Source organism: Klebsiella sp. C239, from assembly GCF_048822715.1.
Taxonomy (GTDB): Bacteria; Pseudomonadota; Gammaproteobacteria; order Enterobacterales; family Enterobacteriaceae; genus Klebsiella; species Klebsiella quasipneumoniae.
Genome location: NZ_JBMEZK010000001.1, coordinates 321614 through 345879, shown reverse-complemented (window position 1 = coordinate 345879; position 24266 = coordinate 321614). Strand labels below are relative to the sequence as shown.

The 24266-nt window shown below is 59.1% G+C and carries 21 protein-coding genes; 9 read left to right on the top strand and 12 right to left on the bottom strand.

What is annotated here, in order from left to right; genetic code table 11:
* Window position 1 precedes the first annotated feature (1 nt).
* Window positions 2-1159, bottom strand: coding sequence for a DUF418 domain-containing protein YeiB (yeiB, locus tag ACOI6Z_RS01620; protein WP_065812288.1), 1158 nt, complete (start codon window positions 1157-1159; stop codon window positions 2-4).
* A 15-nt stretch (window positions 1160-1174) separates the two neighbouring features.
* Window positions 1175-1843 carry a GTP cyclohydrolase I FolE gene (folE, locus tag ACOI6Z_RS01615; protein ID WP_023290444.1) on the bottom strand — a complete coding sequence of 223 codons (669 nt, stop codon included), beginning with the start codon at window positions 1841-1843 and terminating at the stop codon, window positions 1175-1177.
* A gap of 360 nt (window positions 1844-2203) precedes the next feature.
* Here folE and fghA point away from each other — a divergent pair, with 360 nt between their 5' ends.
* The gene (gene fghA, locus ACOI6Z_RS01610) at window positions 2204-3037 is read left to right on the top strand and encodes an S-formylglutathione hydrolase (protein ID WP_064157250.1); all 834 of its coding nucleotides are present in this window, start codon (window positions 2204-2206) and stop codon (window positions 3035-3037) included.
* Window positions 3038-3094: 57 nt separating this feature from the next.
* Here the strand turns inward: fghA and cirA are convergent, their stop codons facing one another.
* From cirA to yieE, 3 genes are all read right to left on the bottom strand, one after another.
* Window positions 3095-5068 carry a catecholate siderophore receptor CirA gene (cirA, locus tag ACOI6Z_RS01605; protein ID WP_065812287.1) on the bottom strand — a complete coding sequence of 658 codons (1974 nt, stop codon included), beginning with the start codon at window positions 5066-5068 and terminating at the stop codon, window positions 3095-3097.
* A 497-nt stretch (window positions 5069-5565) separates the two neighbouring features.
* Window positions 5566-7035: an amino acid permease gene (locus ACOI6Z_RS01600; protein ID WP_023290447.1), complete on the bottom strand. Its 1470-nt coding sequence runs from the start codon at window positions 7033-7035 to the stop codon at window positions 5566-5568.
* 179 nt (window positions 7036-7214) lie between these two features.
* A complete protein-coding gene (gene yieE, locus ACOI6Z_RS01595) occupies window positions 7215-8081 on the bottom strand; it encodes a DNA-binding transcriptional regulator YeiE (protein ID WP_004201638.1) in 867 nt (288 codons plus the stop codon).
* A gap of 265 nt (window positions 8082-8346) precedes the next feature.
* On the opposite strand from yieE, the gene ACOI6Z_RS01590 reads away from it, so the two are divergent.
* Together ACOI6Z_RS01590 and nfo are read left to right on the top strand one after the other, a co-directional pair.
* The gene (locus tag ACOI6Z_RS01590) at window positions 8347-9396 is read left to right on the top strand and encodes a YeiH family protein (protein WP_044524219.1); all 1050 of its coding nucleotides are present in this window, start codon (window positions 8347-8349) and stop codon (window positions 9394-9396) included.
* A 71-nt stretch (window positions 9397-9467) separates the two neighbouring features.
* Complete coding sequence (gene nfo, locus ACOI6Z_RS01585; RefSeq protein WP_023290450.1) at window positions 9468-10322, top strand: deoxyribonuclease IV; 855 nt, start codon at window positions 9468-9470, stop codon at window positions 10320-10322.
* A 53-nt stretch (window positions 10323-10375) separates the two neighbouring features.
* On the opposite strand, the gene fruA is transcribed toward nfo, so the two are convergent.
* From fruA to fruB, 3 genes are read right to left on the bottom strand one after another with little or no spacing between them, the layout of a single operon-like run.
* The gene (fruA, locus tag ACOI6Z_RS01580; RefSeq protein ID WP_044524221.1) at window positions 10376-12070 is read right to left on the bottom strand and encodes a PTS fructose transporter subunit IIBC; all 1695 of its coding nucleotides are present in this window, start codon (window positions 12068-12070) and stop codon (window positions 10376-10378) included.
* Window positions 12071-12086: 16 nt separating this feature from the next.
* Window positions 12087-13025 carry a 1-phosphofructokinase gene (gene fruK / locus ACOI6Z_RS01575; protein ID WP_002912941.1) on the bottom strand — a complete coding sequence of 313 codons (939 nt, stop codon included), beginning with the start codon at window positions 13023-13025 and terminating at the stop codon, window positions 12087-12089.
* Window positions 13026-14156 carry a fused PTS fructose transporter subunit IIA/HPr protein gene (gene fruB, locus ACOI6Z_RS01570; protein ID WP_023290452.1) on the bottom strand — a complete coding sequence of 377 codons (1131 nt, stop codon included), beginning with the start codon at window positions 14154-14156 and terminating at the stop codon, window positions 13026-13028.
* Between the two features lie 336 nt (window positions 14157-14492).
* Here fruB and setB point away from each other — a divergent pair, with 336 nt between their 5' ends.
* A complete protein-coding gene (setB, locus tag ACOI6Z_RS01565) occupies window positions 14493-15674 on the top strand; it encodes a sugar efflux transporter SetB (RefSeq protein ID WP_032453530.1) in 1182 nt (393 codons plus the stop codon).
* A 34-nt stretch (window positions 15675-15708) separates the two neighbouring features.
* Here setB and ACOI6Z_RS01560 read toward each other — a convergent pair whose 3' ends face one another.
* Both ACOI6Z_RS01560 and ACOI6Z_RS01555 read right to left on the bottom strand, forming a co-directional pair.
* On the bottom strand, window positions 15709-16845 hold the full coding sequence (locus ACOI6Z_RS01560; RefSeq protein WP_064157254.1) for an HlyD family secretion protein: 1137 nt from the start codon (window positions 16843-16845) through the stop codon (window positions 15709-15711).
* 1 nt (window position 16846) lies between these two features.
* Window positions 16847-17191, bottom strand: coding sequence for a DUF3302 domain-containing protein (locus ACOI6Z_RS01555; protein ID WP_050533193.1), 345 nt, complete (start codon window positions 17189-17191; stop codon window positions 16847-16849).
* Window positions 17192-17404: 213 nt separating this feature from the next.
* Between ACOI6Z_RS01555 and ACOI6Z_RS01550 the strand changes: the two genes are divergently transcribed.
* Window positions 17405-18337 carry a LysR family transcriptional regulator gene (locus ACOI6Z_RS01550; RefSeq protein WP_032453533.1) on the top strand — a complete coding sequence of 311 codons (933 nt, stop codon included), beginning with the start codon at window positions 17405-17407 and terminating at the stop codon, window positions 18335-18337.
* Window positions 18338-18339: 2 nt separating this feature from the next.
* Here the strand turns inward: ACOI6Z_RS01550 and ACOI6Z_RS01545 are convergent, their stop codons facing one another.
* Entirely contained in the window at window positions 18340-18594 is a 255-nt protein-coding gene (locus ACOI6Z_RS01545; RefSeq protein ID WP_023290454.1) for a YkgJ family cysteine cluster protein, read from the bottom strand.
* A gap of 147 nt (window positions 18595-18741) precedes the next feature.
* Here ACOI6Z_RS01545 and yeiP point away from each other — a divergent pair, with 147 nt between their 5' ends.
* A complete protein-coding gene (yeiP, locus tag ACOI6Z_RS01540; protein WP_002912951.1) occupies window positions 18742-19314 on the top strand; it encodes an elongation factor P-like protein YeiP in 573 nt (190 codons plus the stop codon).
* A gap of 71 nt (window positions 19315-19385) precedes the next feature.
* Here the strand turns inward: yeiP and uxuA are convergent, their stop codons facing one another.
* Window positions 19386-20576 carry a mannonate dehydratase gene (uxuA, locus tag ACOI6Z_RS01535; protein WP_023290455.1) on the bottom strand — a complete coding sequence of 397 codons (1191 nt, stop codon included), beginning with the start codon at window positions 20574-20576 and terminating at the stop codon, window positions 19386-19388.
* Between the two features lie 207 nt (window positions 20577-20783).
* Between uxuA and ACOI6Z_RS01530 the strand changes: the two genes are divergently transcribed.
* The 3 genes from ACOI6Z_RS01530 (at window position 20784) to ACOI6Z_RS01520 (ending at window position 24099) form a co-directional block, all read left to right on the top strand.
* On the top strand, window positions 20784-22250 hold the full coding sequence (locus tag ACOI6Z_RS01530; RefSeq protein WP_023290456.1) for a mannitol dehydrogenase family protein: 1467 nt from the start codon (window positions 20784-20786) through the stop codon (window positions 22248-22250).
* A 120-nt stretch (window positions 22251-22370) separates the two neighbouring features.
* Window positions 22371-23348, top strand: a complete 978-nt coding sequence (locus tag ACOI6Z_RS01525) for a CobW family GTP-binding protein (protein ID WP_065812284.1) — start codon at window positions 22371-22373, stop codon at window positions 23346-23348.
* Between the two features lie 37 nt (window positions 23349-23385).
* Entirely contained in the window at window positions 23386-24099 is a 714-nt protein-coding gene (locus ACOI6Z_RS01520; protein ID WP_074186063.1) for a phosphatase PAP2 family protein, read from the top strand.
* The last annotated feature ends 167 nt before the right edge of the window (window positions 24100-24266 follow it).

Here is a 24266-nt window from a genome sequence, read left to right as displayed (position 1 = left end):
GTTATCTGGATGTGTCTTTCAATGATGTCCCTGACGCACGCAGGGTTAACTGACGCCACAGCCATTCCACCGGCCCCTGGCGGAAGCGGCGCAGCCAGAGTGATGACACGAGGAGGTTGACGGCCCAGATGGGGGGAACAAAGGCCAGCAGCTGCAGACGATCGAAGCGCATAAACAGCCCGAGATGATAAAACAGGGTGGTGCAGATCAGGGTCTGCAGCAGGTAGTTGCTCAGCGCCATGCGTCCGACGCAGGCGATAGCCCCCACCAGGCGGAAACGGCAGAGCTGCGGCCAGTAGCCCCAGGCCAGCGAGGCATAGCCGATAGCCTGCAGCGGGGCGCTCAGTTCACGCGGCGCCTGCAGTAAAAACGCGCACCAGCGATAGTCCCAGGCCAGATACCACTGGGCGACAATAGCCGGCACATTCACCGCCATCCCGGCTAGCACCAGCAGCGCGCCGGTGCGCCGATAGTGACGCTGGCTGAACTGCCCTTTCAGCCAGCCGCTGCGCATCAGCGCCGCGCCTATCAGCATCATCCCCGCCAGCTGCCAGCCATACTGCGCGCCGAGCGCCAACAGATTGTCCGACAGCATATCCGCCCGGTTGCTGACCGCCTCCATGCCGCCGTGCAGCTTCCAGTACTGCTCATACTGCAGATTGGCCGCGTCCGGTACCCAGGAGCGATTCGCGGCCGTCCCCGAGATAATCCCCAGCAGGACCAGCACCGCAATGCCGGTGAGGTAGAGCACCACCCCGGTGTTAAACAGCGATTTAACATGCTGCGCCTCGCGCACCATGCGCCAGCTCACCAGCCCCACCAGGGCGTAGGCCAGCAGAATATCGCCATCCCAGAAGAAGAGACCGTGAATGAAACCAAGCAGCGCCAGCAGGGTCAACCGCGACTGGATCCAGCGTTTGCCGCGGAGGAGCAGGAGCTGCAGACCGGCGCCAAACAGCAGCGCGAACAGGGTAAGAAACTTCACCTGCGCCAGCAGGTCAAGGATCGCCCAGGTCCAGGTGTCGCTGAGGGTCGCGTTTCCTGACCAGGCCGGATTGAGGTAAGCGGCCTTCGGCAAGCCGAAGGCGCTGATATTGAGAAGCAGGATACCGAGGATGGCGACGCCGCGGACAAAGTCCAGCGTGACATTTCTCTCCATGTACCCTGCTCCGTTTTAGTTGTGGTGACGTACTGCGCGCAGGAATTCCTGGCGGGTATTCTGGCTGGATTTGAACAGGCCACCGAGGGAGGTGGTGGTAGTGGCGCTGGTCGCGTCGCGGATGCCGCGCGCTTTCACGCAGTAATGCACCGCGTCAATGGATACCGCCACGTTGCTGGTGCCGAGCAGCGTCTGCAGCGCGATCAGGATCTGCTGCGTCAGACGCTCCTGGACCTGCGGGCGCTGGGCGAAGAACTGCACGATGCGGTTGATTTTCGACAGGCCGATCACCGAATCTTTCGGGATATAGGCTACCGTCGCTTTACCATCGATGGTGACAAAGTGGTGTTCGCAGGTGCTGGTCAGGGTGATATCGCGCACGGTGACCATTTCATCGACCTTCATTTTGTTTTCAATGACGGTGATTTTCGGGAAGCGGGAGTAATCCAGTCCGGAGAAGATCTCATCGACATACATTTTGGCGATGCGATGCGGGGTCTCCATCAGACTGTCATCACTCAGATCCAGATTCAGCAGTTGCATAATCTCGGTCATATGACCGGTAATCAAACGCTTGCGTGTTTCGTTATCAATTTCTTGTACTGGCGCACGCATCGGCGTCTCCAGCCCACGAGCGACCAGCGCTTCATGAACGAGGACGGCTTCTTTACTCAGTGATGACATTTGGGTTTCTCCTGCAGGTGTGGCGCTCTTTGCTTTTTCTGGGGGCAAAGTTTGTATTCATTGTGCGTGAGGTGGCGCACAGAATCCAGTAGCCGTAACGATAATTATTGAAATTGGCGCTGCCTTTTATTAAGGCGCGAAGCCACGCCTCAGGCGCGACGCCAAATCCCTATCGCCGAATCCGGAATGATCCAACCGCTGTACGCATCCATAAGCGCCATCGCTACACCGGCATGTTGGCTATAAGTTGCATTAATGATGCAGTAAGTTCTCAAAAGGAGAAAGTGAAAGTTGCTCACCGGCTAATGAAATATCTGTATTATGAACGTTTACGCGCACATCCCTTCCGAGGAGCCTTGCATGGAACTGCTTGAAGAGCATCGCTGTTTTGACGGCCGGCAACAACGCTGGCGTCATCACTCCCCTGTCCTGAACTGCGCCATGACGTTCAGCATTTTTTTACCGCCTGAGCGCGAAACGCCGCCGCCGGTGCTGTACTGGCTGTCCGGGCTGACCTGTAATGATGAAAACTTTACCACCAAGGCGGGCGCTCAGCGCATTGCCGCCGCGCTGGGCATCGCGCTGGTGATGCCGGATACCAGCCCGCGCGGTGACGAGGTGGCCAACGATGACGGTTACGATCTGGGGCAAGGCGCTGGCTTCTACCTGAACGCCACCGAGGCGCCGTGGGCGGCGCACTACCGGATGTACGATTACCTGCGCGACGAACTGCCCGCGCTTATCCGCAGCGAGTTTACCGTCGGCGAACGCTGCGCCATCAGCGGCCACTCGATGGGCGGTCACGGCGCGCTTATCATGGCGCTCACCAATCCCGGCCGCTACGCCAGCGTCTCCGCCTTCGCGCCAATCGTCAATCCCTCCCAGGTGCCGTGGGGCAAGAAAGCGTTTACCGCCTATCTCGGCGCCGATGAATCGACATGGCGCGCCTGGGACAGCTGCGCCCTGATGCAGGCCAGCCAGCCGGCGGACGCGGTGCCGACGCTTATCGATCAGGGCGATAACGATCCGTTCCTCGCCGGACAGCTGCAGCCCGCGGTGCTGGCGGAGGTCGCGCGGCAGAAGGCCTGGCCGTTAACGCTGCGCATCCAGCCCGGTTACGATCATAGCTACTACTTTATTGCCTCGTTTATCGAAGACCATCTGCGTTTCCACGCGCAGCATCTCTTTAGCTAAACGCAACCTGCGCCGCGACTCCACGTCGCGGCGCAGGCCATCGTTAAGCGCCAACGATCAGAAGCGATAATCCACGGCCATAAAGTAGCGACGGCCCTCTTCGGTATAGCTGTAGTCGTCCCGGTTGAGATCTTTATCGCCCACGTTCTGCACCCCGGAGCGCAGTTTCACGTTTTTGGTGACCTGCCACGCCGCGCCGACGTCAAACAGGGTATAGCCGCCCGGCGTTTTGCCGGTGGCGCTCACCGCGCGCTGCTGGCCGGTATAGTTGGCCGTCACGTAGAAGGACCAGTCGTCCAGCGGTTTCCAGTCAAGCGTGCCGTTGGCGGTATGGAACGGCAGCGTCTGCAGCGGTTTGTCGCCGCCGTTGCTCAGATCGCGACCATCGTTGTAGGTGTAGTTCACCGTCAGCTTCCACTCATCGCCGAACGGGATCTTCACCTCAGTCTCCACCCCTTTGATGCGCGCTTTGTTGACGTTGAAATAGCGGAAGATCGGCACGCGCTTACCGTTGACGGTTTTCCAGCCGACAAAGTTCGGGTAGCCCGGCGCTTCGCTGGCGCTGGAGGTGCGCAGAACATCAATCATATCGTCGACATTATTCTGGAAGGTGGTGATGCTGCCTTCAACATCCTGCAGCCAGCCCTCTTCCCCACGATAGTAGAGACCAAGCTCGAAGCTTTCGCTGGTTTCCGGCTTCAGATCCGGGTTACCGATGATGCTGCACGAGCCGCGGCAGGAGTTGGTGGTCCAGTCGGGGTTAAGCTGCAGCAGCGACGGGGCTTTAAACGCCGTCGCCCAGCCGCCTTTGACGGTGACGGTATCGGTGGCGTTATACACCAGATAGGCGCGCGGGCTCCAGTGATCGCCATAGGTCTGATGGTCGTCCATACGAATGCCGGTGGTCAGCGCCAGCGGCTCGATGATGCGCCATTCGTCTTCAATAAACAGGGCGTACTGGCTGGCGGAGGTGGACTGGCCGCCGCTGCTCAGGTTGACCGGATCTTTCAGCTTGTCGTGGCGCCATTCGCCGCCGAAGGTCACCAGCTGGTTAATCATGTCCAGCGGCAGGACATACTTGCCGTCGATGGCATTGCTTTCCGAGGTGATGGTGCCGTTCTGCCCCGGATTTTTGTTATCCACCTTTTCGCCGTAAAACTTGAGCTCGCTGCTGCCCATCTCCCAACGGCCGTTATGGCTCAGGGAGTAGTTCTCACGCTCAAGGCGGTTGCGGTCAAGGGAATCGGAGTCGCGATCCTGGCGGTCAAAGCCATAGCCCGCGGTGAAATCGTGGTTGTCGCTCGGCGTCCAGGCGAATTCAACATTGCCATCGCGGCTGGTGAAGCCCTCGATGCGCGGCGTTTCGCCGGTGGCATTGCTGGAAGACTGCGGATCGTCCTTGGCGCGCTTCGCCAGGCTGCCGTAGGCCTTCATCCCGAGCACGCCGTCGATCAGCGGGCCGCTGGTGAAGAACTGGCCGTTCCAGGTATCGCCGCGGTCGCGGTGTTCCTGAATGGTGGTATCGGCGCTCAGCGTCCCGGTCCATTTCTGGCCGATTTTTTTGGTAATAATGTTGACCACGCCGCCGAGCGCATCGGAGCCGTACAGGGAGGACATCGGGCCGCGCACCACCTCGATACGTTCGATGGCATCCACCGGGATCCAGTTCAGGTCGAAGTCATTGTGGCGGAAGACGGCGTTCCGGGAGTTGACGCGTTTCCCGTCGACAAGGATCAGGGTATAGCTGCTGCTCAGACCGCGAATGCTGACGCCCTTGCGGTTATCCCCTTCGTTGGTGAGCTGGACCCCGGGCACATCGCGCAGTACGTCTTTCAGGTTCTGCACCGGCTTGCGCTGCAAATCCTGCTGGGTGATGACGCTGATGCTCGCCGGTGCGTCTTTGACGCTCTGTTCAGTGGCCGAGGCGGTCACCACCAGCGTTTCTTCATTCACATCGGCCAGGGCCGGAAACGCCAACGATACGACGGACGCAGACAATCCCGCCCGGATAAAAGGGTTTAACCTGAACATTCCAAATCTCCATGAGGTGTACAACCAAACAAACAAAAAGGTGTTGCTCACACGCGCTGGCGGCCTGCCGCTCTGTCGGCGATAGACTCGCGCTGTTTTCTCGTCGATGTGGCTGGTCGCCCGATGTCAGTCTGTACACATGGCAGAGACGGGGGGAGTGGCTTCATCCGTAATGGTCGGAAATGATAAAGATAATGATTTCTATTATCAATCTAATTATGAATAATTGTGTCAGGCTGTAACCGTGTGGACATAAAAAAAGCCCTCTTTTCAGAGGGCTTCCGGGTGATACAAACCTGTTTTCGTTATCGTACTCATCTGTCTGCCGGGTGGCGGCTTTCGCCTTACCCGGCCTACGAAAAATTGCAATATCAAACAGTTACGCAAATATCTGTAAGCCCGCGCAAGCAGCGCCGCCGGGCAATTCCTGAAGATTGCGCTTGACCAGCAAGATGAAGCCCTCTTTACAGAGGGCTTTCATCGCACAATAGCGAAGATTAACGCTTAAAGCGGTCCGGGAAGGTCATTTCGCTGTAGCGAACGAAGCGGGTGCCTTTCGCCAGTTTGTACCCAAACCAGATGACGAGGAACAGCGGAATACCGATGTAGGTCGCCGCCACGCCGCCCCAGTCAATGGTGTCCTTGAGGAACGCTTCGTAGTTCTGTCCGAGGGTGATGATCAGGCACAGCACGAAGGCGAAGATCGGCCCCAGCGGGAAGAACCCGGAACGATACGGCAGATTATTAATATCGTTACCCTGCAGGACGAAGCCACGACGGAAACGATAGTGGCTGATGGCAATCCCCAGCCAGGCGATAAAGCCCGTCATCCCCGAGGTGTTCAGCAGCCACAGGTACACCGTCTGGTTACCGAACATCGAAGTCAGGAAGCACAGCGCCGCGATAACGGTGGTCGCGTACAGGGCGTTGCGCGGTACGCCGCCACGCGACAGCTTCGAGAAAATGCGCGGCGCTTTGCCGTCGCAGGCCAGGGTATACAGCATACGCGTAGAAGCGTACATCCCCGAGTTACCCGCCGACAGAACGGCCGTCAGGATAACGGCGTTCATGATCGCCGCCGCCGACAGCAGACCGGCGTGCTGGAAGACCAGCGTGAACGGGCTGACGGAGATATCTTTAACATCGTTGCGCAGCAGGCTCGGATCGGTATACGGAATGATCAGGCTGATAATCAGGATCGCGAAGACGTAGAACAGCAGGATACGCCAGAAGACCTGGCGCACCGCGCGCGGAATGTTCTTTTCCGGGTTCTCAGACTCACCGGCGGCAATACCGATAAGCTCGGTGCCCTGGAAGGAGAAGCCGACAATCATCGCCACGCCGATCATCGCCGAGAAGCCGCCGGCAAACGGCGCATCCGCGATCCCCCAGTTGCTCCAGCCGGCAGGCTGCGCCCCTTTGAAGATGCCGACAATCATCATCACGCCGACGATGATAAAGATAATGACGGTGGCCACTTTGATCAGCGAGAACCAGTATTCCGCCTCGCCAAAGCCGCGCACCGAGATCCAGTTCAGCAGGAACATAATGCCGAGGAACAAGGCGCTCCAGATCCAGCCTGGGGTGTCAGGGAACCAGTAGCTCATCACCAGCTGCGAGGCCACGAGGTCAACGGCGATCGTTACCGCCCAGTTGTACCAGTAGTTCCAGCCCAGCGCGAAGCCGAAGCCCTCTTCAACATAATTCTGCCCGTAGGTGGCGAAAGAACCGGACACCGGCATAAACGCCGCCAGTTCGCCCAGGCTGGTCATCAGGAAATAGACCATCAGACCGATCAGAATATAAGACAGCAGCGCCCCGCCGGGACCTGCTTGCGAAATCGTTGCGCCAGAGGCAACAAAAAGACCCGTACCGATGGAACCGCCGATGGCGATCATGGTCAAGTGGCGCGCCTTTAGTTCACGACGTAGCGTGGGCGCTTCTGTGGTTTTAGTTTCCGAAACCATGTGATAATGCTATCCATCCAAAAAATGAGGCGCGATTGTAGCAGACGATCGGGGTTCCATCCGGTACAAATGCAAAGTTATAAGAGAGCTTCATGATCGACCGCAAATTATTAGTAAAGCACTAACCTGCGGAATTGCCAGCAAATTCCCCCCCTCTATCAGGCGATAAAGCCGGATCGCTACACCTGGCAATACTGCAGAAAACGTTGTAATGCTTTGGAAATATGCTTCTGCCGGTGGTGGATGCGCCACAGCGTGCGCGTCAGCCGGGGCAGCGGCACTTTCAGCTCCGCCAGCGTGCCGGAGGCCAGCTGTTCGGCAATCACCCGCCGCGATAAGCAGCTGATCCCCAGCCCATGGCGCACCGCGTGTTTGATCGCCTCCGAGTTGCCCAGCTCCATCCCCAGATGAAACGCCGGCAGATGCGACAGCAGAACGTAATCGACAATCTCCCGGGTGCCAGACCCATGCTCGCGCAGGATCCACGGCGCCTCGGCCAGTTGCTGCAGGGTCACCTCCCCCGCCAGCAGCGGCGAGTCAGGCGCGGCAAACACCACCAGCTCATCTTCCAGCCACGGCTCGGCGATAATATCGGCGGCATGGCACGGCCCCTCGATCAGACCGAAATCCACCCGCAGGTCGGCAACGGCGTTGATCACGTCCAGGCTGTTGCCCACGCTCAGCTCAACCGGCAGATCCGGGAAGTCATGGCGATAGCGGGCAATGATCTCCGGCATAATATAGTTGCCGATGGTGCTGCTGGCGTAGACCCGAATCGCCCCGTTGTCGCCGCGAAACAGCTGCTCGATCTCCAGGGCCCGCTCCAGCAACGCCAGGGCGCGCGGATAGAGCAGCCGTCCATGCTCATTGACCACCAGCCGCTTGCCGACGCGGTCGAACAGCTGTACGCCAAGCTGCCCTTCCAGATCGGTCAGCGCGGCGCTGACCGCCGATTGCGAAAGCGCCAGCATCTGTGACGCCTGAGTGGTCGACCCACTCTTATGGACTTCGGCGAACACTTCCAGCTGCCGCAGCGTAATATGCATAACCCACCCGTTTAGTAATCCAGTCTGAATAACCTTCCTTACTATGGTGACACAAATCGAGGCGGCTGACGGAAGGAAAATCCCCTTACGTCACAAAATCATCGTCTTGCTGACAAGAGCAGCTCGCTTGCGCGCCTCACTCCCCTGCCCCGTTGTCCCCGGCGAAGCGGCCATTAACCACTTATTACGATTGATTATAAACATATAATCAATTTTATATTTAATCCCGCGCGGCGTAACCTTTAGGCAGACAAAGGAGAAGGTTATGACAGCACTCACTTTACCCACCAAACATCGTTCCCTGTGGCATTTTGTCCCAGGCCTGGCGCTGACCGCCGCCCTGACCGGCGCCGCCCTGTGGGCCGGTAGCTTCCCGGCCATCGCCGGGGCGGGCTTCAGCGCTCTGACCCTCGCTATTCTGTTCGGGATGGTCGTCGGTAACACGGTCTATCCGAAAATCTGGCAGCCCTGCGACGGCGGGGTGATCTTCGCCAAACAGTATCTGCTGCGCCTGGGGATCATCCTCTACGGCTTCCGCCTGACGTTCGCCCAGATTGCCGACGTCGGCGTGAGCGGTATTTTGATTGACGTTCTGACGCTCTCCAGCACCTTTTTCATCGCCTGCTTCCTGGGCCAGAAAGTGTTTGGGCTCGATAAGCACACCAGCTGGCTGATCGGCGCCGGCAGCAGCATCTGCGGCGCGGCGGCAGTGCTCGCCAGCGAACCGGTGGTCAAAGCCGAAGCCAGTAAAGTGACCGTCGCCGTCGCCACGGTGGTGATCTTCGGTACCATCGCCATCTTCCTCTACCCGGCGATGTACCCGCTGCTGGCGCACTGGTTTACCCCGGAGACCTACGGGATCTATATGGGTTCCACCATGCATGAAGTGGCGCAGGTCGTCGCCGCCGGCCATGCGGTCAGCCCGGATGCGGAGAACGCCGCGGTTATCGCTAAAATGCTGCGCGTGATGATGCTGGCCCCGTTCCTGCTGTTCCTGGCGGCGCGTGTTAAACAGCTGACCCCGGCGGGTAACGGCGAGAAAAGCAAAATCACCATTCCGTGGTTTGCCATTATGTTCATCCTGGTGGCGGTGTTTAACTCCTTCCATCTGCTGCCGAAAGCGGTCGTGGAGATGCTGGTGACGCTGGATACCGTCCTGCTGGCGATGGCGATGGCCGCTCTTGGGGTGACCACTCACGTCAGCGCCCTGAAAAAAGCCGGGGCGAAACCGCTGCTGATGGCGCTGATGCTGTTCGTCTGGTTGATTGTTGGCGGCGGGGCCATTAACGTCGCCATCCACAGCCTGATGGCATAAAGCACTACATCTTTCTCCAGTTAAGCCGCTATCATTACCCACCCCCCAGCGGCTTTAACTGGAGTTTTTTTATGAAATACGTAGGAGCGCACGTGAGCGCCTCAGGTGGACTGGCCAATGCCGCCATTCGCGCCGCCGAAATCGAAGCAACCGCCTTCGCCCTCTTCACCAAAAATCAGCGCCAGTGGCGCGCCGCGCCGCTCAGCGACCAGACCATCGCCGAATTCAAAGCCGCCTGTGAAAAGTATCACTTTGGCCCCGGACAGATCCTGCCGCACGACAGCTACCTGATTAACCTCGGCCACCCGGTGGAAGAGGCGCTGGAAAAATCCCGTGACGCCTTCATCGATGAGATGACCCGCTGCCAGCAGCTGGGGCTGACGCTGCTCAACTTCCACCCCGGCAGCCATCTGCAGCAGATCCCGGAGGAAGAGTGTCTGGCGCGCATCGCCGAATCGATCAATATCGCGCTGGCGAAGACCGAAGGCGTTACCGCGGTGATCGAAAATACCGCCGGCCAGGGCAGCAACCTCGGCTTTAAGTTCGAGCACCTCGCGGCCATCATCGACGGCGTGGAAGATAAAACCCGCGTCGGCGTCTGCATCGATACCTGCCACGCGTTCGCCGCCGGCTATGACCTGCGCAGCGCGGAAGCCTGCGAGAAGACCTTTGCCGACTTCGACCGTATCGTCGGCTTTCAGTATCTGCGCGGCATGCACCTTAACGATGCCAAGAGCGCCTTCGGCAGCCGGGTTGACCGTCACCATAGCCTGGGGGAGGGCAACATCGGCCACGATTGCTTCAGCTGGATCATGCAGGACAACCGCTTCGACGGCATTCCGCTGATTCTGGAAACCATCAACCCGGATATCTGGGCGGAAGAGATTGCCTGGCTGCGGGCGCAGCAGATCGCCGAAGTGGCGTAAATAGAGACATAAAAAAAGGGCCGAACAGTCGGCCCTTTTTTATTGCGGAGAGATTATGCCGCTTTTTCGACTTCCGCTACCTGCGCTTCCGGGCGTTTCAGCACCGCGTAGGAGAGGCCCGCCACCAGCGTCCCGGCAACAATCGCCAGCAGGTAGCCCAGCACTGGCGTAATCGCCCCCGGGATCAGCAGAACAAACAGCCCGCCGTGCGGCGCCATCAGTTTCGCGCCAATCGCCATCGAGATAGCGCCGGTTACCGCGCCGCCGACGATACAGCAAGGCAGCACGCGCATCGGGTCACGGGCGGCAAAAGGAATCGCCCCTTCAGAGATAAAGCACAGGCCGAGAACCAGCGCGGCTTTACCCCCTTCCCGCTGCCCTTTGTCGAACTTATTGCGGGCAACCAGCGTCGCGATACCCATCGCCAGCGGAGGCACCATACCGGCCGCCATGATCGCCGCCATCGGCGCGTAGGTCTGGGTACTCAGCAGGCCAACGCCGAAGGCATAGGCCGCTTTGTTCACCGGGCCGCCCATGTCGGTACACATCATCGCGCCGAGGATCGCGCCCAGCAGAACCGCGTTGGCGGTGCCCATGGTTTGCAGCCAGTGGGTCAGCCAGGCGAGGATACCGGCGACCGGTTTACCAATCAGGTAGATCATCGCCAGGCCCACGATCAGGCTGGAGACCAGCGGAATGATCAGGATCGGCTTCAGCGCTTCCATACTCTGCGGCAGTTTCAGCTTAGTGCTGATGGCTTTCGCCACGTAACCGGCAAGGAAACCGGCAATGATCCCGCCGATAAAGCCGGAGCCGCCGCTGACCGCCAGCATACCGCCGATAAGACCCGGGGTCAGACCCGGACGGTCGGCAATGGAGAAGGCGATAAAGCCCGCCAGCACCGGCACCATCAGCGCGAAGGCCGAGCCGCCGCCGATTTGCATCAGCGCCGCCGCGAGGGTGTCTTTCACTTCAAACGCTTTGATCCCGAAGGCAAAGGAGAGCGCGATACACAGGCCGCCCGCCACCACCATCGGCAGCATGTAGGAGACGCCGGTCAGCAGGTGGCGGTAGGCGCCCGCCGACTCTTTTTTACCTTCGCCAGCAGCCTGAGGTTTACCGGAAGGTTGGTACGGTTTGGCTTCAGCAACCGCTTTGTCCAGCTCCTGGGCGGTTTTCTTCAGCGCCAGACCGGTGGTGGTGCGATACATCGGCTTGCCGGCGAATTTCGCCAGGTCGACTTCGATATCGGCGGCGACGATCACCAGATCCGCCTCGGCCACCTCTTCCGGGGTGATAGCATTGCCCGCGCCGACGGAGCCACGGGTTTCCACTTTCACCCACCAGCCGCGTTTTTTCGCTTCGGTTTCAATGGCTTCAGCCGCCATAAAGGTGTGGGCAACGCCGGTCGGACAGGCGGTGACCGCGACAATACGTTTCGGCCCGCCGGTGGCCGCCGGGACTGCCGCGGCGGCAGGCGCCGCGTACGGCGTCGCGTGGCCTTTGGCTTCGCTGAGGAACAGCTCCGGGTGCGCCACGGCGCGATTAATATCGCCGAGGTAGACCTGTTTGCCGTTCAGCGCGCTGTCAGTGGGCAGCGCCGACCCGAGAACAATCACCAGTTCGGCGTCGTTCGGATTATCAATCAGTTCAAGGTGCGCTTTTGGCGCTGCGGCACCCAGCAGGGTTTTCGCCATATAGGCGCGCGCCTGTCCGAGTCCGGCATCAATAATCAGCAGCGTTTTCATTATGCCTCTCCTGCTGTCAATTAAAGGGTTGTAAGTCGACGCGCGCCATCATCGCGGCCAACTGGGTACGGTCGGTGATCCCGACGTTGCTCTGGCTGACGGCCAGGGCAGCGACGGCGGTCGCCAAGCGCAGGGTATGCTCGCTGGATTCTCGCATCAGCAGGCCGTAAATCAGGCCGCCGACCATCGAATCGCCGGCGCCAACGGTGCTGACCACTTCGACTGAAGGCGGTTTGGCAATCCACTCGCCGGAGGCGTTCACCCACAGCGCGCCCTCTTCGCCCAGGGAAATCACCACGTGGGCGATCCCCTGCTCGCGCAGCGCATGGGCGGCGTCGATAACGTCTTTCATCTCCGGCAGCTTACGGCCAGCCCAGATCTCCAGCTCGCGACGGTTCGGTTTCACCAGCCACGGCGCCGCTTTCAGTCCGGCAACCAGCGCTTCGCGGCTGCTGTCGAAAATGATGCACGGGCACTGGCTGCGCAGACGGGTCATCCAGTCGGTAAAGGCCTCCGGGCTGACGCCGGACGGCAGGCTGCCGCTGACGCAGACCATATCGAACTGCCCCAGCCAGCTCAGGGAGTCGTTGACGAAGCGTTCCCAGTCGCCTGGGGTGACTTCAAAGCCGGAGAAGTTGAAATCGGTCACTTCGCCATCTTTTTCCGTCAGCTTAACGTTGATGCGGGTCCGGCCCTGCACCACCTGGAAACGGTTGGCGATCCCCAGCTCGCTGAACAGCTGCTGAAAGCCATCCTGGTTGTCTTTCCCCAGGAAGCCGCCGACGGTGACGTCAATACCAAGATCTTTCAGCACTTTCGCCACGTTAATGCCTTTCCCGGCGGCGTGCAGGCCGGTGGTACGCACCAGGTTCACTTCACCGCGCTCGATCTCCGGGGTGAAGCCCACCAGATCGTACGCCGGGTTTAAAGTAATGGTTGCTACACGTCTGCTCATTTATGCGCCCTCCCCAAGGCCTGCGGCGATCGCTTCGCCAATCGCATCCAGCGCTTGTTGCGCATCCTCACCCTGCGCGGTAAAGCGCAGACGGTGACCTTTTTTCACACCCAGCGCCACGACCTTCATCAGGCTGCGGCCGTTGGCCGGCTTGCCGGAACCGTCGAGGTTAGTGACGGTGACGTCGCTGGAAAATTGTTTAATGGTGTTGACCAGCATGGTGCCCGGACGGGCATGCAGGCCGTGCTCATTGCGCACCACGAATTCGGCGCTCAGCACATCTTCGGCAATCGCGTCGTCGCTGGTCAGCAGCGCCAGCACGGTGGCGGCGTCGGCTTTCAGCAGATGGTCAGCTTTCTTGTCCAGCAGCAGCTTGCTCAGGCGGTTCAGCACCGCGGTTGGCTGATCGTCGGTCATCGCCACCGTGACCAGCAGGGAAACCGGCTGGTCGTCGCGGGTGAAGGCGGTGGCGGCGCGGCTGACCGCCACGGCGCTGCGCAGATTGCCTTCGGCGCTGTCGTTCAGCCAGATGCCCTGACCGAGGTTCAGCGGCGTATCGTTAATGACGTGGCTAACGAAGGCGGAATCCACAGCGCCTGCTTCTTTCAGACGCGCGGCGTTCAGCGCCTGCAGGGTCAGCAGATCGCTGGCCGCGACGTCGAGACTCAGGGTCTCGTTGTCCAGCTTCAGCGCTTCGCTCTGCTTCTCCCCCATCAGCAGCGCCCGCAGCTCTTCCGCGGTGGTGGCGGACTGCAACTGGGCGGCGACCGCGTCATCGCTCAGCACATGGGTCAGCTGACGCAGCAGGCCGAGGTGTTCATCTGAGCTGGCGGCAATCCCGATCGCCACATAGGCGGTCTGCCCTTCGCCCCAGGTGACGCCCTGCGGGAACTGAAACACCTGAACGCCGGTCTTCAGCACCTGGTCACGCGTATCCGTCGTGCCGTGCGGGATCGCGATCCCGTTGCCGAGGAAGGTGGAGGTCTGCTGCTCGCGCGCCAGCATGCCGTTCACGTAGCCATCGGCCACGTTGCCGGCGCTGACCAACGCGGCGGCGACCTGCCGGATGGCCTCTTCTTTATTACCGGCCTGCTGGCCGGGATGAATATCCTGCACAGATAACTGGAACATGGTTCTCCTCTCCTGCTGAATTGAATCGTTTCAGCTAACTTGAGAAAAAAGGCGCCATCTGACGGTGAACGATATGCCGAATGACGCTGAAACGTTTCAAGAATTCTGTACCTTTCTTGCTCAACGCGCAAGGTACGTCAGCGACTTGATTGCAGAACTTAGAGGTACTGCACACTTTTGCTGAAGCCCTGGCGCCTGGCCGCGGTAAACGTCAGCTTTTTGCTGAACCCTCTATTTTGAAACGCCTTTTTAATTATTCGTGCCATACTACTGTTTATTTTCAGCCAGCAGGCGTAAACTCCGCGCCGTCTCCTGAAACTACAGAAAACCAAACACATGGAAAACCGAAGCGCCGCCCTTCCCCGACGCGGGTTCGATGTCACCTCTTCCGCCTTCCTGATCGTCGCCTTTCTGACGGGCATTGCCGGGGCGTTGCAAACGCCGACCCTGAGCCTGTTTCTGACCAATGAAGTGCATGTCCGCCCGGCGATGGTGGGTTTCTTTTTTACCGGCAGCGCCGTCATCGGCATTCTGGTCAGCCAGTTCCTCGCCGGACGTTCTGACCGTCAGGGCGATCGCAAGCAGCTGATTGTCGTCTGCTGCCTGCTGGGGGTGCTGGCCTGCGTGCTGTTTGCCTGGAACCGGAACTATTTCATTTTGCTGTTCATCGGCGTATTCCTTAGCAGCTTTGGTTCGACCGCCAACCCGCAGATGTTCGCCCTCGCGCGCGAGCATGCCGACAAAACCGGCCGCGAAGCGGTGATGTTCAGCTCCATTTTGCGCGCCCAGGTCTCCCTGGCCTGGGTGATTGGTCCCCCGCTGGCCTATGCCCTGGCGATGGGGTTTGGCTTTACCGCGATGTACCTCAGCGCCGCGGCGGCGTTTATCGTCTGCGGGATCATGGTCTGGCTGTTCTTGCCCAGCATGCGCAAAGCGAAGGCGGTGGCGACTGGCCGGCTGGAAGCCCCGCGCACGCACCGCCGCGATGCGCTGCTGCTGTTCAGCATCTGCACGCTGATGTGGGGCACCAACAGCCTGTACATCATTAATATGCCGCTGTTTATCATTAACGAGCTGCATCTGCCGGAGAAGCTGGCCGGCCTGATGATGGGGACCGCCGCCGGGCTGGAAATTCCCACTATGCTGATTGCCGGTTACTACGCCCGGCGCTTCGGTAAACGCTTTCTGATGCGCCTTTCCGCGGTGGCTGGGGTGCTGTTTTATGTGGGCATGCTGACGGTGCATACGCCGGCGCTGCTGCTGGCGATGCAGGTGCTGAACGCCATCTATATCGGGATCCTCGCCGGGATTGGCATGCTTTATTTCCAGGATTTGATGCCCGGGCAGGCGGGCGCGGCCACCACCCTCTACACCAATACCACCCGCGTCGGCTGGATCATCGCCGGCTCACTGGCGGGCGTGGTGGCAGAGATCTGGAGCTATCATGCGGTGTTCTGGATAGCGCTGGTTATGGGGATCGCCACCCAGGCCTGCCTGTGGCGGATCAGAGACGTATAGATAAGGTTGCCCGGCCGGAGCCGGGCAGTGGAGATTAGTGATCCAGATAGAGATAATGCAGCCAGCTGGTCATGCGCAGCAGAACCTTGCGCATAATCGACACATGGGCAAAATAATCGGTATATACCACCGCCTGGGCGCTGACCCCGTCCGGTAAATGTTCCACTTCCGGATGGGGATCGAGGTCGATCAGCACGTAAATGCCCTCTTTCCCCGCCCCGGCGTTCAGCCCCTGCAGAGCGCCGCTGGCCTGATAGCTGCCGTCCGGGACGGTCGGCAACACGCGCGATACCTTACCGCTGTAGACGCTGCCCGGCAGACCGTTAAACACCACCTCCGCGCTGTCCCCGGCCGTCAGACGCAGGACCGAGTTCTGACGGAATACCGCCACCACCTGGCGCTTTTGCTGGGGAATAAACACCAGCACCGGCTTGAAGGGCAGACGCACCGCGGTCATCCCCGGCCGCGCCAGAAGCTGGGTGACGTAGCCGTCGCTCGGCGCGCGAATCACGGTTTGCGCCAGATTATACTCCGCCTCAAGGATCTGCGATTTCAGGCTGGCAATATTGGCATCCAGCCCGTGGTAGCGGCCGGATACCTGCTCTCTGGCGTTTTGTAATTGCGCTTTCGCCGCCTGCAGGACCGCCGCCTGGATCTGCACCTGCTGCCTCGCGTGAGTCACATCCTGTTCCGAAAAAGGATTCACCGGCATGGCCGCCCCCTGAGCATAGCGCTGGTCGTCGCGGGTGACCCGGTCGTACTCCGCCTGCGCCTGCTGTACTCTGGCACGGGCATCGTCAATGGTCGCCTGCTTCGCCCGCAGCGTGGCCTCTTCGGCCGCCAGATCGGCTTTCAGCTTGTTCAGCCGCGCGCGGTAGCGGGTATCGTCGATGCGGAACAGCAGTTCGCCCTTCTTCATTAACACATTGGTTTTACTGGTAACCTCCACCACCTCGCCTGATACCTGGGGCACCATCGGAATGGAGACGACAATTTTTTGCGCTCGCATCGTATAGGGGTGGTTATAGTTCATCGTTAATATTAACGCGCCAACGACCACTATTCCGCCTAATATCGCTGTCGGGATTGTCCATTTATTTACTGGAATGCGAAATATCTTAAACACGCCCCAGGCAATGGCGACATAGCAAAGGATAATTAACAGATCCATATTATTTCTCGCTATTCTCCGCCGACGCCTGCTGGCTGTTTTTTAATGCCGCTTCAAGAAACGCAATGCGTTTTTCCAGCTCCGCTCGCTGCTGATGTCCCTCGGACTGCGAAGCCATCCCCCAGCCACGATCGGGCCGGTACAGCGTGGCCCAGATCCACAGGAAAGGCCAGATAGCATGCAGGGTAAACAGGCTTATCCAGCCCGCCACATGAATCGCGTCCTGATGGGGGTGCTGGCGTTTTTGCGCGATGTGATAGGGAATATCGTGGATAATAATAACTCCATAAAACAGTATGAGAAAAACCAGTATTAATACAAATAAAGCAAAATAATTAAGCAGCATGGTGCATATACACTCAGTAAGCCAGCGGGAAGATCGTTATTTTTAATGACGTCGATAACCACAAAAGAATTAATAAAACGCACAGGTTTCCTTAAATAACCGACTGTTCACGGCAAAGGCCATCATACGTTCAGCAGATCAATAAATCACATGGCAATTCCGCCAAACTTGTATATCATTTTTGATATACCATCAATATCAGGCAGCGATAAGATGTTGAAAGACTTTAAAATGGATGAGCTGAGGATCCTCTGCGCCATCGCCGAAACCGCCAGCGTAAGCCGGGCAGCACAGCGCCTGAATATGCCCCAGTCTAACGTCTCACGGACGCTGACCAGCGTGGAGCGGAAAGTCGGCCTGGCCATTTTTCTGCGCACCGCCAGGGAACTGGTGCGTACCGAGTTCGGCGAGCAGTTTATCCACGCCAGCAGCGCCGTTCTTGAGCAGCATGAGCAGCTTATCAACCTCGCCGACCGTTATAAAAACACGCTGCAGGGCGTCGTCACCCTTGGGGCGCCCATCGGCATCCACCAGTTTCTCGGGCGCTATATTCTGCCGGCGCTAAGAAAAACGCTGCCGGAGCTGCAGATCAATCTGGTCACCCGCAACGCCAGCGAGCGGGAACAGAAATACGGCGCCATTTTCAATAGCGACTGCGATCTGCTGATAAGCCCCTTTAAGCCACAGAATGAAAACCTTATCGCCCGCCCCTTCACCCGCTTTCGCACCGGCGTCTTCGCCTCCCCGGATTATCTGGCGCAACACCCTATCGCCGAGCCGGAGGCGCTGGTGGATCATGAGTGCATCACCCTGCGCATGCTGGGCGGCAGCGACAATATCTGGACCTTCAAAAGCAAAAACGGCAAACCGCTCAATCTCACGGTAAAGGGGGGATTCGTGTGCGATAACACGCTGCCGGCGGTGGAGCTGGCGAAGCTGGGAATGGGGATCGTTTATGCGCCCTACTATTCACTCGCCACCGAGCTGGCGGCAGGACAGCTGGTTCCCTGTCTGAAGAAGGAGCGCTGCATCGATCTGCAGGCCTGGCTTATCTACCAGCGACGGGACATTCTTCCGCTACGCGTCCAGGCGCTGCTGGACGGCCTCAGCGTCCATATCAAAAACCTGTCTCATTTGCTGCTTTAAGCTCAGGGCGCGGTGGCCAGCTCAAGCTCCAGCAGCCAGGTGATGGCGTCATCACGATGAGTGAAGCACATCTCCGGCGAGGGCTGCAGGCTGGCGCACACCTTCGGACGCAGTGGGGAGCCGAAAATCAGGCACAGATTGTGCTCGGAGAGCTGAATACAGCGGGTATTGGCCGGCTTGCCCTGCGGCATGCCGGGGATCGGCGAGGATATAGAGGGGGCGATGCAACATGCGCCACAATCAGTACGACATTCCACAACCCAACTCCCAAACGCTCATTTTGCGCCACAGCCTAAACGTTTTGCCAGAAGATAGCAAAACTCGCGAATTCCACTTGCCTGAACGCCCGGGCGCGAGTAGTTTTACGCGATATTTTTGACTCGTTAAGTGACAGGATTACTGCAATGCCAAGAGCGAATGAAATTAAAAAAGGTATGGTGCTGAATTACAACGGCAAGCTGCTGATTGTGAAAAATATCGATATTCAGTCACCCAGCGCCCGCGGTGCTGCGACACTGTATAAAATGCGCTTCTCCGATGTGCGTACCGGCCTGAAAGTAGAAGAGCGCTTCAAAGGCGACGATATCGTCGATACCGTGACCCTGACCCGCCGTTTCGTTGACTTCTCCTATGTCGATGGCAACGAATACGTGTTCATGGATAAAGAAGACTACACCCCTTACACCTTCACGAAAGAGCAGATCGAAGAAGAGCTGCAGTTTATTCCGGAAGGCGGCATGCCGGATATGCAGGTGTTGACCTGGGACGGCCAGCTTCTGGCGCTTGAGCTGCCGCAGACCGTGGACCTGGAAATTATCGAAACCGCGCCGGGTATTAAAGGGGCATCCGCCAGCTCCCGCACCAAGCCCGCCACCATGAGCACCGGCCTGGTGATTCAGGTGCCGGAATACCTGACCACCGGTGAGAAAATCCGCATTCATATCGAAGAGTGCCGCTATATGGGCCGCGCGGATTAATTTTCCGTGACGAGTTGACCAGAAAAAAGGACAGCCGCTGGCTGTCCTTTTTGTTATCCCCGTTGCCGCGATTACAGCAGTTCAGGGTATTTGGTCATCTTCAGCGCCAGCTCCACGCCGCGCACTTCCGCCATCCCCTTGAGACGGCCAATCGCCGAATAGCCTGGGTTGGTTTTCTTGCGCAGATCGTCCAGCATCTGATGACCATGATCCGGACGGAACGGGATCGGGCGCAGATCGCCGGCCTGTTTACGCCGCTGCTCTTCACGCAGAATCGCATCCACCACCGCCACCATATTGACGTCGCCGCTAAGGTGCGCCGCCTCGTGGAAGGTTTTCGGGTTCGCCTCGCGGCAGGTGGCGCGCAGATGGGTAAAGTGGATGCGATCGCCAAAGGTTTCCACCATCTTCACCAGATCGTTATCGGCGCGGACGCCATAGGATCCGGTGCACATGGTAAAGCCGTTATTGATGCTGTCCACTGTCTCTTTCAGCCACTGCATATCTTCGATGGTCGACACGATACGCGGCAGGCCCAGGATCGGCCGCGGCGGATCGTCCGGATGCACTGCCAGTCGGATCCCCACCTCTTCGCACACCGGTACGATGGCCCGCAGGAAATAGGCCATATTTTCGCGCAGCTGCGCTTTATCGATGTGGTCATATTCCGCCAGGCGCGCGCGGAACTGGTCGAGGGTGTAGCCCTCTTCCGCCCCCGGCAGGCCGGCGATGATATTGCGGGTCAGTTTCTCAATGTCCGCTTCGCTCATCGCCTTGTAATACGCCTCGGCCTGGCGCTGCTCTTCTTCGCTGTAATCCGCTTCCGCCCCCGGGCGTTTGAGGATATGCAGTTCAAAGGCGGCGAAGGCGATCTGATCGAAACGCAGCGCCCGGGAGCCGTCCGGCAGCTCATATTCCAGATCGGTGCGCGTCCAGTCGAGGATCGGCATAAAGTTGTAGCATACGGTATCGATGCCGCAGGCCGCGAGGTTGCGGATGCTCTGCTGATAGTTGGCAATCCAGGTCGCATACTGTCCGCTGTGGGTTTTAATATCCTCGTGCACCGGAATGCTTTCGACCACCGACCAGGTCAGCCCTTTCGCCGCTAACAGCGCCTGACGCTCTTTAATCTCGTCGACCGGCCAGACCTGACCGTTTGCAATATGGTGCAGCGCAGTGACGACCCCGGTCGCCCCCGCCTGTCGTACATCATCAAGCGATACCGGATCGTTCGGCCCATACCACCGCCAGGTTTGCTCCATCGCTATGCCCTCACAAAAGTTGTTATACCAATAATGGCGACAATCATGACGACTACCATACATGTTTCTCGTCAGGCTGCAAACAGAGCCGGCGCATTGATTGATCCAGCTCACAGTCAGCGGATAATTTCGGCTTACCAATTTAATTTCCTGTCATATAACTTTAGACTGGCAATGTTAATAAGCAGTTAAACAGGTGTGTAAAGAATGACAACAATTGCAACCGCTACGCTACCGGAAAACGTGCAACGTCCTCAGTACGATCGCAGCCAGCTCCGCTCGCGTATTGTCCATTTCGGCTTTGGCGCGTTTCATCGCGCGCACCAGGCGCTGCTGACCGATCGCGTGCTGAATAACATCGGCGGCGACTGGGGGATCTGCGAAATCAGTCTGTTCAGCGGCGATACGCTGATGAGCCAGCTTCGCGAACAGGACCACCTGTTTACCGTACTGGAAAAAGGCGCCGACGGTAATCAGCCCATTGTTATCGGCGCGGTACACGAATGCCTGAACGCCAGGCTCGATTCGCTGGCGGCGATTATCGAGAAATTTTGCGAGCCGCAGGTAGCGATTGTCTCGCTGACCATCACGGAAAAAGGCTATTGCATCGATCCGGCGACCGGCAAGCTGGATCCGACGCATCCGCGTATCGTTCACGATCTGGAAAATCCGACGCTGCCGCAGTCGGCTCCCGGTATTTTAGTTGAAGCGCTGGCCCGCCGCCGGGAACGAGGCCTGTCGCCCTTTACCGTGCTCTCCTGCGATAACATTCCCGACAACGGCCACGTGGTGAAAAATGCCGTCCTCGGCATGGCGGAAAAACGCAGTCCGGCGCTGGCGAGCTGGATCGCCGACAACGTTAGCTTCCCTGGCACCATGGTGGATCGCATTGTTCCCGCCGCCACCGCGGAGTCGCTGGCGGAAATCGCCGCCGTGCTGGGGGTGGAAGATCCCTGCGCCATCAGCTGCGAACCCTTCATTCAGTGGGTGGTCGAAGACCACTTTGTCGCCGGGCGCCCCGCCTGGGAGACGGCGGGCGTGCAGATGACCGACGACGTGCTGCCCTGGGAGCAGATGAAGCTGCGGATGCTCAACGGCAGCCACTCTTTCCTCGCCTGGCTTGGCTATCTGGCAGGTCATGCGCACGTCAGCGACTGCATGCAGGATGAGGTCTTCCGCCGCGCCGCCCGCCAGCTGATGCTTGACGAACAGGCCCCGACGCTGACCATTACCGGCGTCGATCTGGCGGCCTATGCCGACAGCCTGATCGCGCGCTTCAGCAACCCGGCGCTCAAACACCGTACCTGGCAAATCGCCATGGACGGCAGCCAGAAGCTGCCCCAGCGTATGCTCGACGGTATTCGCGTGCATCTTGAGCGCGGCAGCCGCTGGCCGCTGCTGGCCCTCGGCGTAGCCGGCTGGATGCGCTACGTCAGCGGTACGGACGATGCCGGTCAGGCCATCGACGTCCGCGATCCGCTGGTGGACAAGATCCAGCAGCGGGTGGCACAGAGCGATGAGCAGCAGCGCGTTGACGCCCTGCTGGGTCTGGAGGAAATATTTGGCCGCGACCTGCCGCGCAACGCGCAGTTTGTCGCCGGGATCCGCGCCGCCTGGCAGCAGCTGGCGATGCACGGCGCCCGCGAGGCGGTTGCCCGCGCGCTCAATTCTTAACAATATTTGCGCTTATGCGGACAGAATTTCCTTCTGTCCGCCTCAGGACTTCTCTTTTCCCTCTTTTTTCGTCAGGATAGGCGTAACTGTTACAACATTACATTTATCCTGGAGAAAAGAGTGACCAGAACCAATTTGATCACCGGCTTTCTCGGCAGCGGTAAGACGACCTCGATTCTTCATCTGCTGGCGCAGAAGCCTGTGGATGAAAAATGGGCCGTACTGGTTAACGAGTTTGGCGAAGTCGGGATAGACGGCGCCCTGCTGGCCGACAGCGGCGCCCTGCTCAAGGAGATCCCCGGCGGCTGCATGTGCTGTGTCAATGGCCTGCCGATGCAGGTCGGGCTGAATACCCTGCTGCGCCAGGGGAAACCCGATCGTCTGTTGATTGAGCCCACCGGACTTGGCCATCCAAAGCAGATCCTCGATATCCTCACCGCGGCGGTGTATGAACCCTGGATCGATCTGCGCGCGACCCTGTGCATCCTCGATCCGCGTCAGCTACTGGACGAGAAAGCGGTCAACAACGACAACTTTCGCGACCAGCTGGCGGCGGCGGATATCATCGTGGCCAATAAAAGCGATCGGGAAACGCCCGAAAGCGCTCAGGCGTTTGTCGACTGGTGGCAACGCTGGGGCGGCGATCGCCGCCAGGTGTCAGCGACCCAGGGTAATATCGACCTGGCCCTGCTTGATGAACCGCGGCGCAACACCGCCCCGCTGCCGGCGAGCGCGGAGCACGCCCACCGCCATCCCCCCACAGCCGGTCTCGCCGCCCTTAGTCTGGCGGAACACCAGCGCTGGCGACGCCACCTTAACAGCGGCCAGGGCTATCAGGCCTGCGGCTGGATCTTCGACGCGGAAACGGTCTTTGACATCATCGCCCTGCTGGAGTGGGCCCGTCTGGCGCCGGTGGCGCGCGTCAAAGGTGTGCTGCGCATTTCCGAAGGGGCGGTGCGGATCAACCGCCAGGGCGAGGATCTGCATATCGAGACCCTTAGCGTCGCCCCGCCCGATAGCCGCATCGAGCTTATCTCCGCCCATGAAGCCGACTGGAACGCGCTCCAGACCTCATTGTTGAGGCTTCGTTTAAGTTAAGGCGGCTAAGGTTGCCGCCGACTGTCACAAAATCGCAATGGCTATGATGAAAAACCGAATTCCTTTAATCCTGCTGCTTAACATCGCGGGTGTGGCGCTATTTTGCTCCTGGTATCTGCCAGCCAACCACGGCGCGTGGGCGCCGGTAGACGCCGCGATCTTCCATTTCTTTAACCATGGCGTCAGCGTCTGCCGCGCTTACGCCTGGCTGCTGGCGATCATCAACAATCGCGCCTTCGACGCCTGCTCGCTGCTGGCGATGGGTTGTCTGATGCTCAGCTACTGGCTCAAGGCGCCGGCGGCAGGCCGTCGTCAGATTGCCATTATGGGCGTGGTGATGCTGCTGGCAGCGGTGATCATCAACCAGCTGGCGCAACACCTGATGCCGGTTCAGCGCGCCAGTCCGTCGCTGTTTTTTAACGGTGTTACCCGCGTCAGCGACGTCGTTAATTTCCCCACTAAGGATGCTTCCAAAGACAGCTTCCCCGGCGATCATGGGATGATGCTGCTGATCTTCGCGAGCTTTATGTGGCGCTATTTTGGCCGCCGCGCGCTGGCCGTGGCGCTGGTGATATTTGTGGTCTTTGCTTTCCCGCGGGTGATGATTGGCGCCCACTGGTTCAGCGATATTGCCGTCGGCTCTCTGACCGCCGTGCTGATTGGCGCGCCCTGGGTATTGATGACGCCGCTGAGCGATAAACTGATCGCCTTTTTCGATCGCTACTTACCCGGCGGAATATCGGCCAAATAAAGCCGCGGGCCGCCGCCAGGGGCATTATCTATAAGGGGACCTTTTGGGTCCCTTTTTTCAATTGTCCTTTTTTTCAACATCGCGTTCATCTTCTTGTCACATTAATCCCGTGACAAATGAAGGAATTGTCTGTTTTTTGCCCGTAATTGCCGCAATTTTGTCCTTTC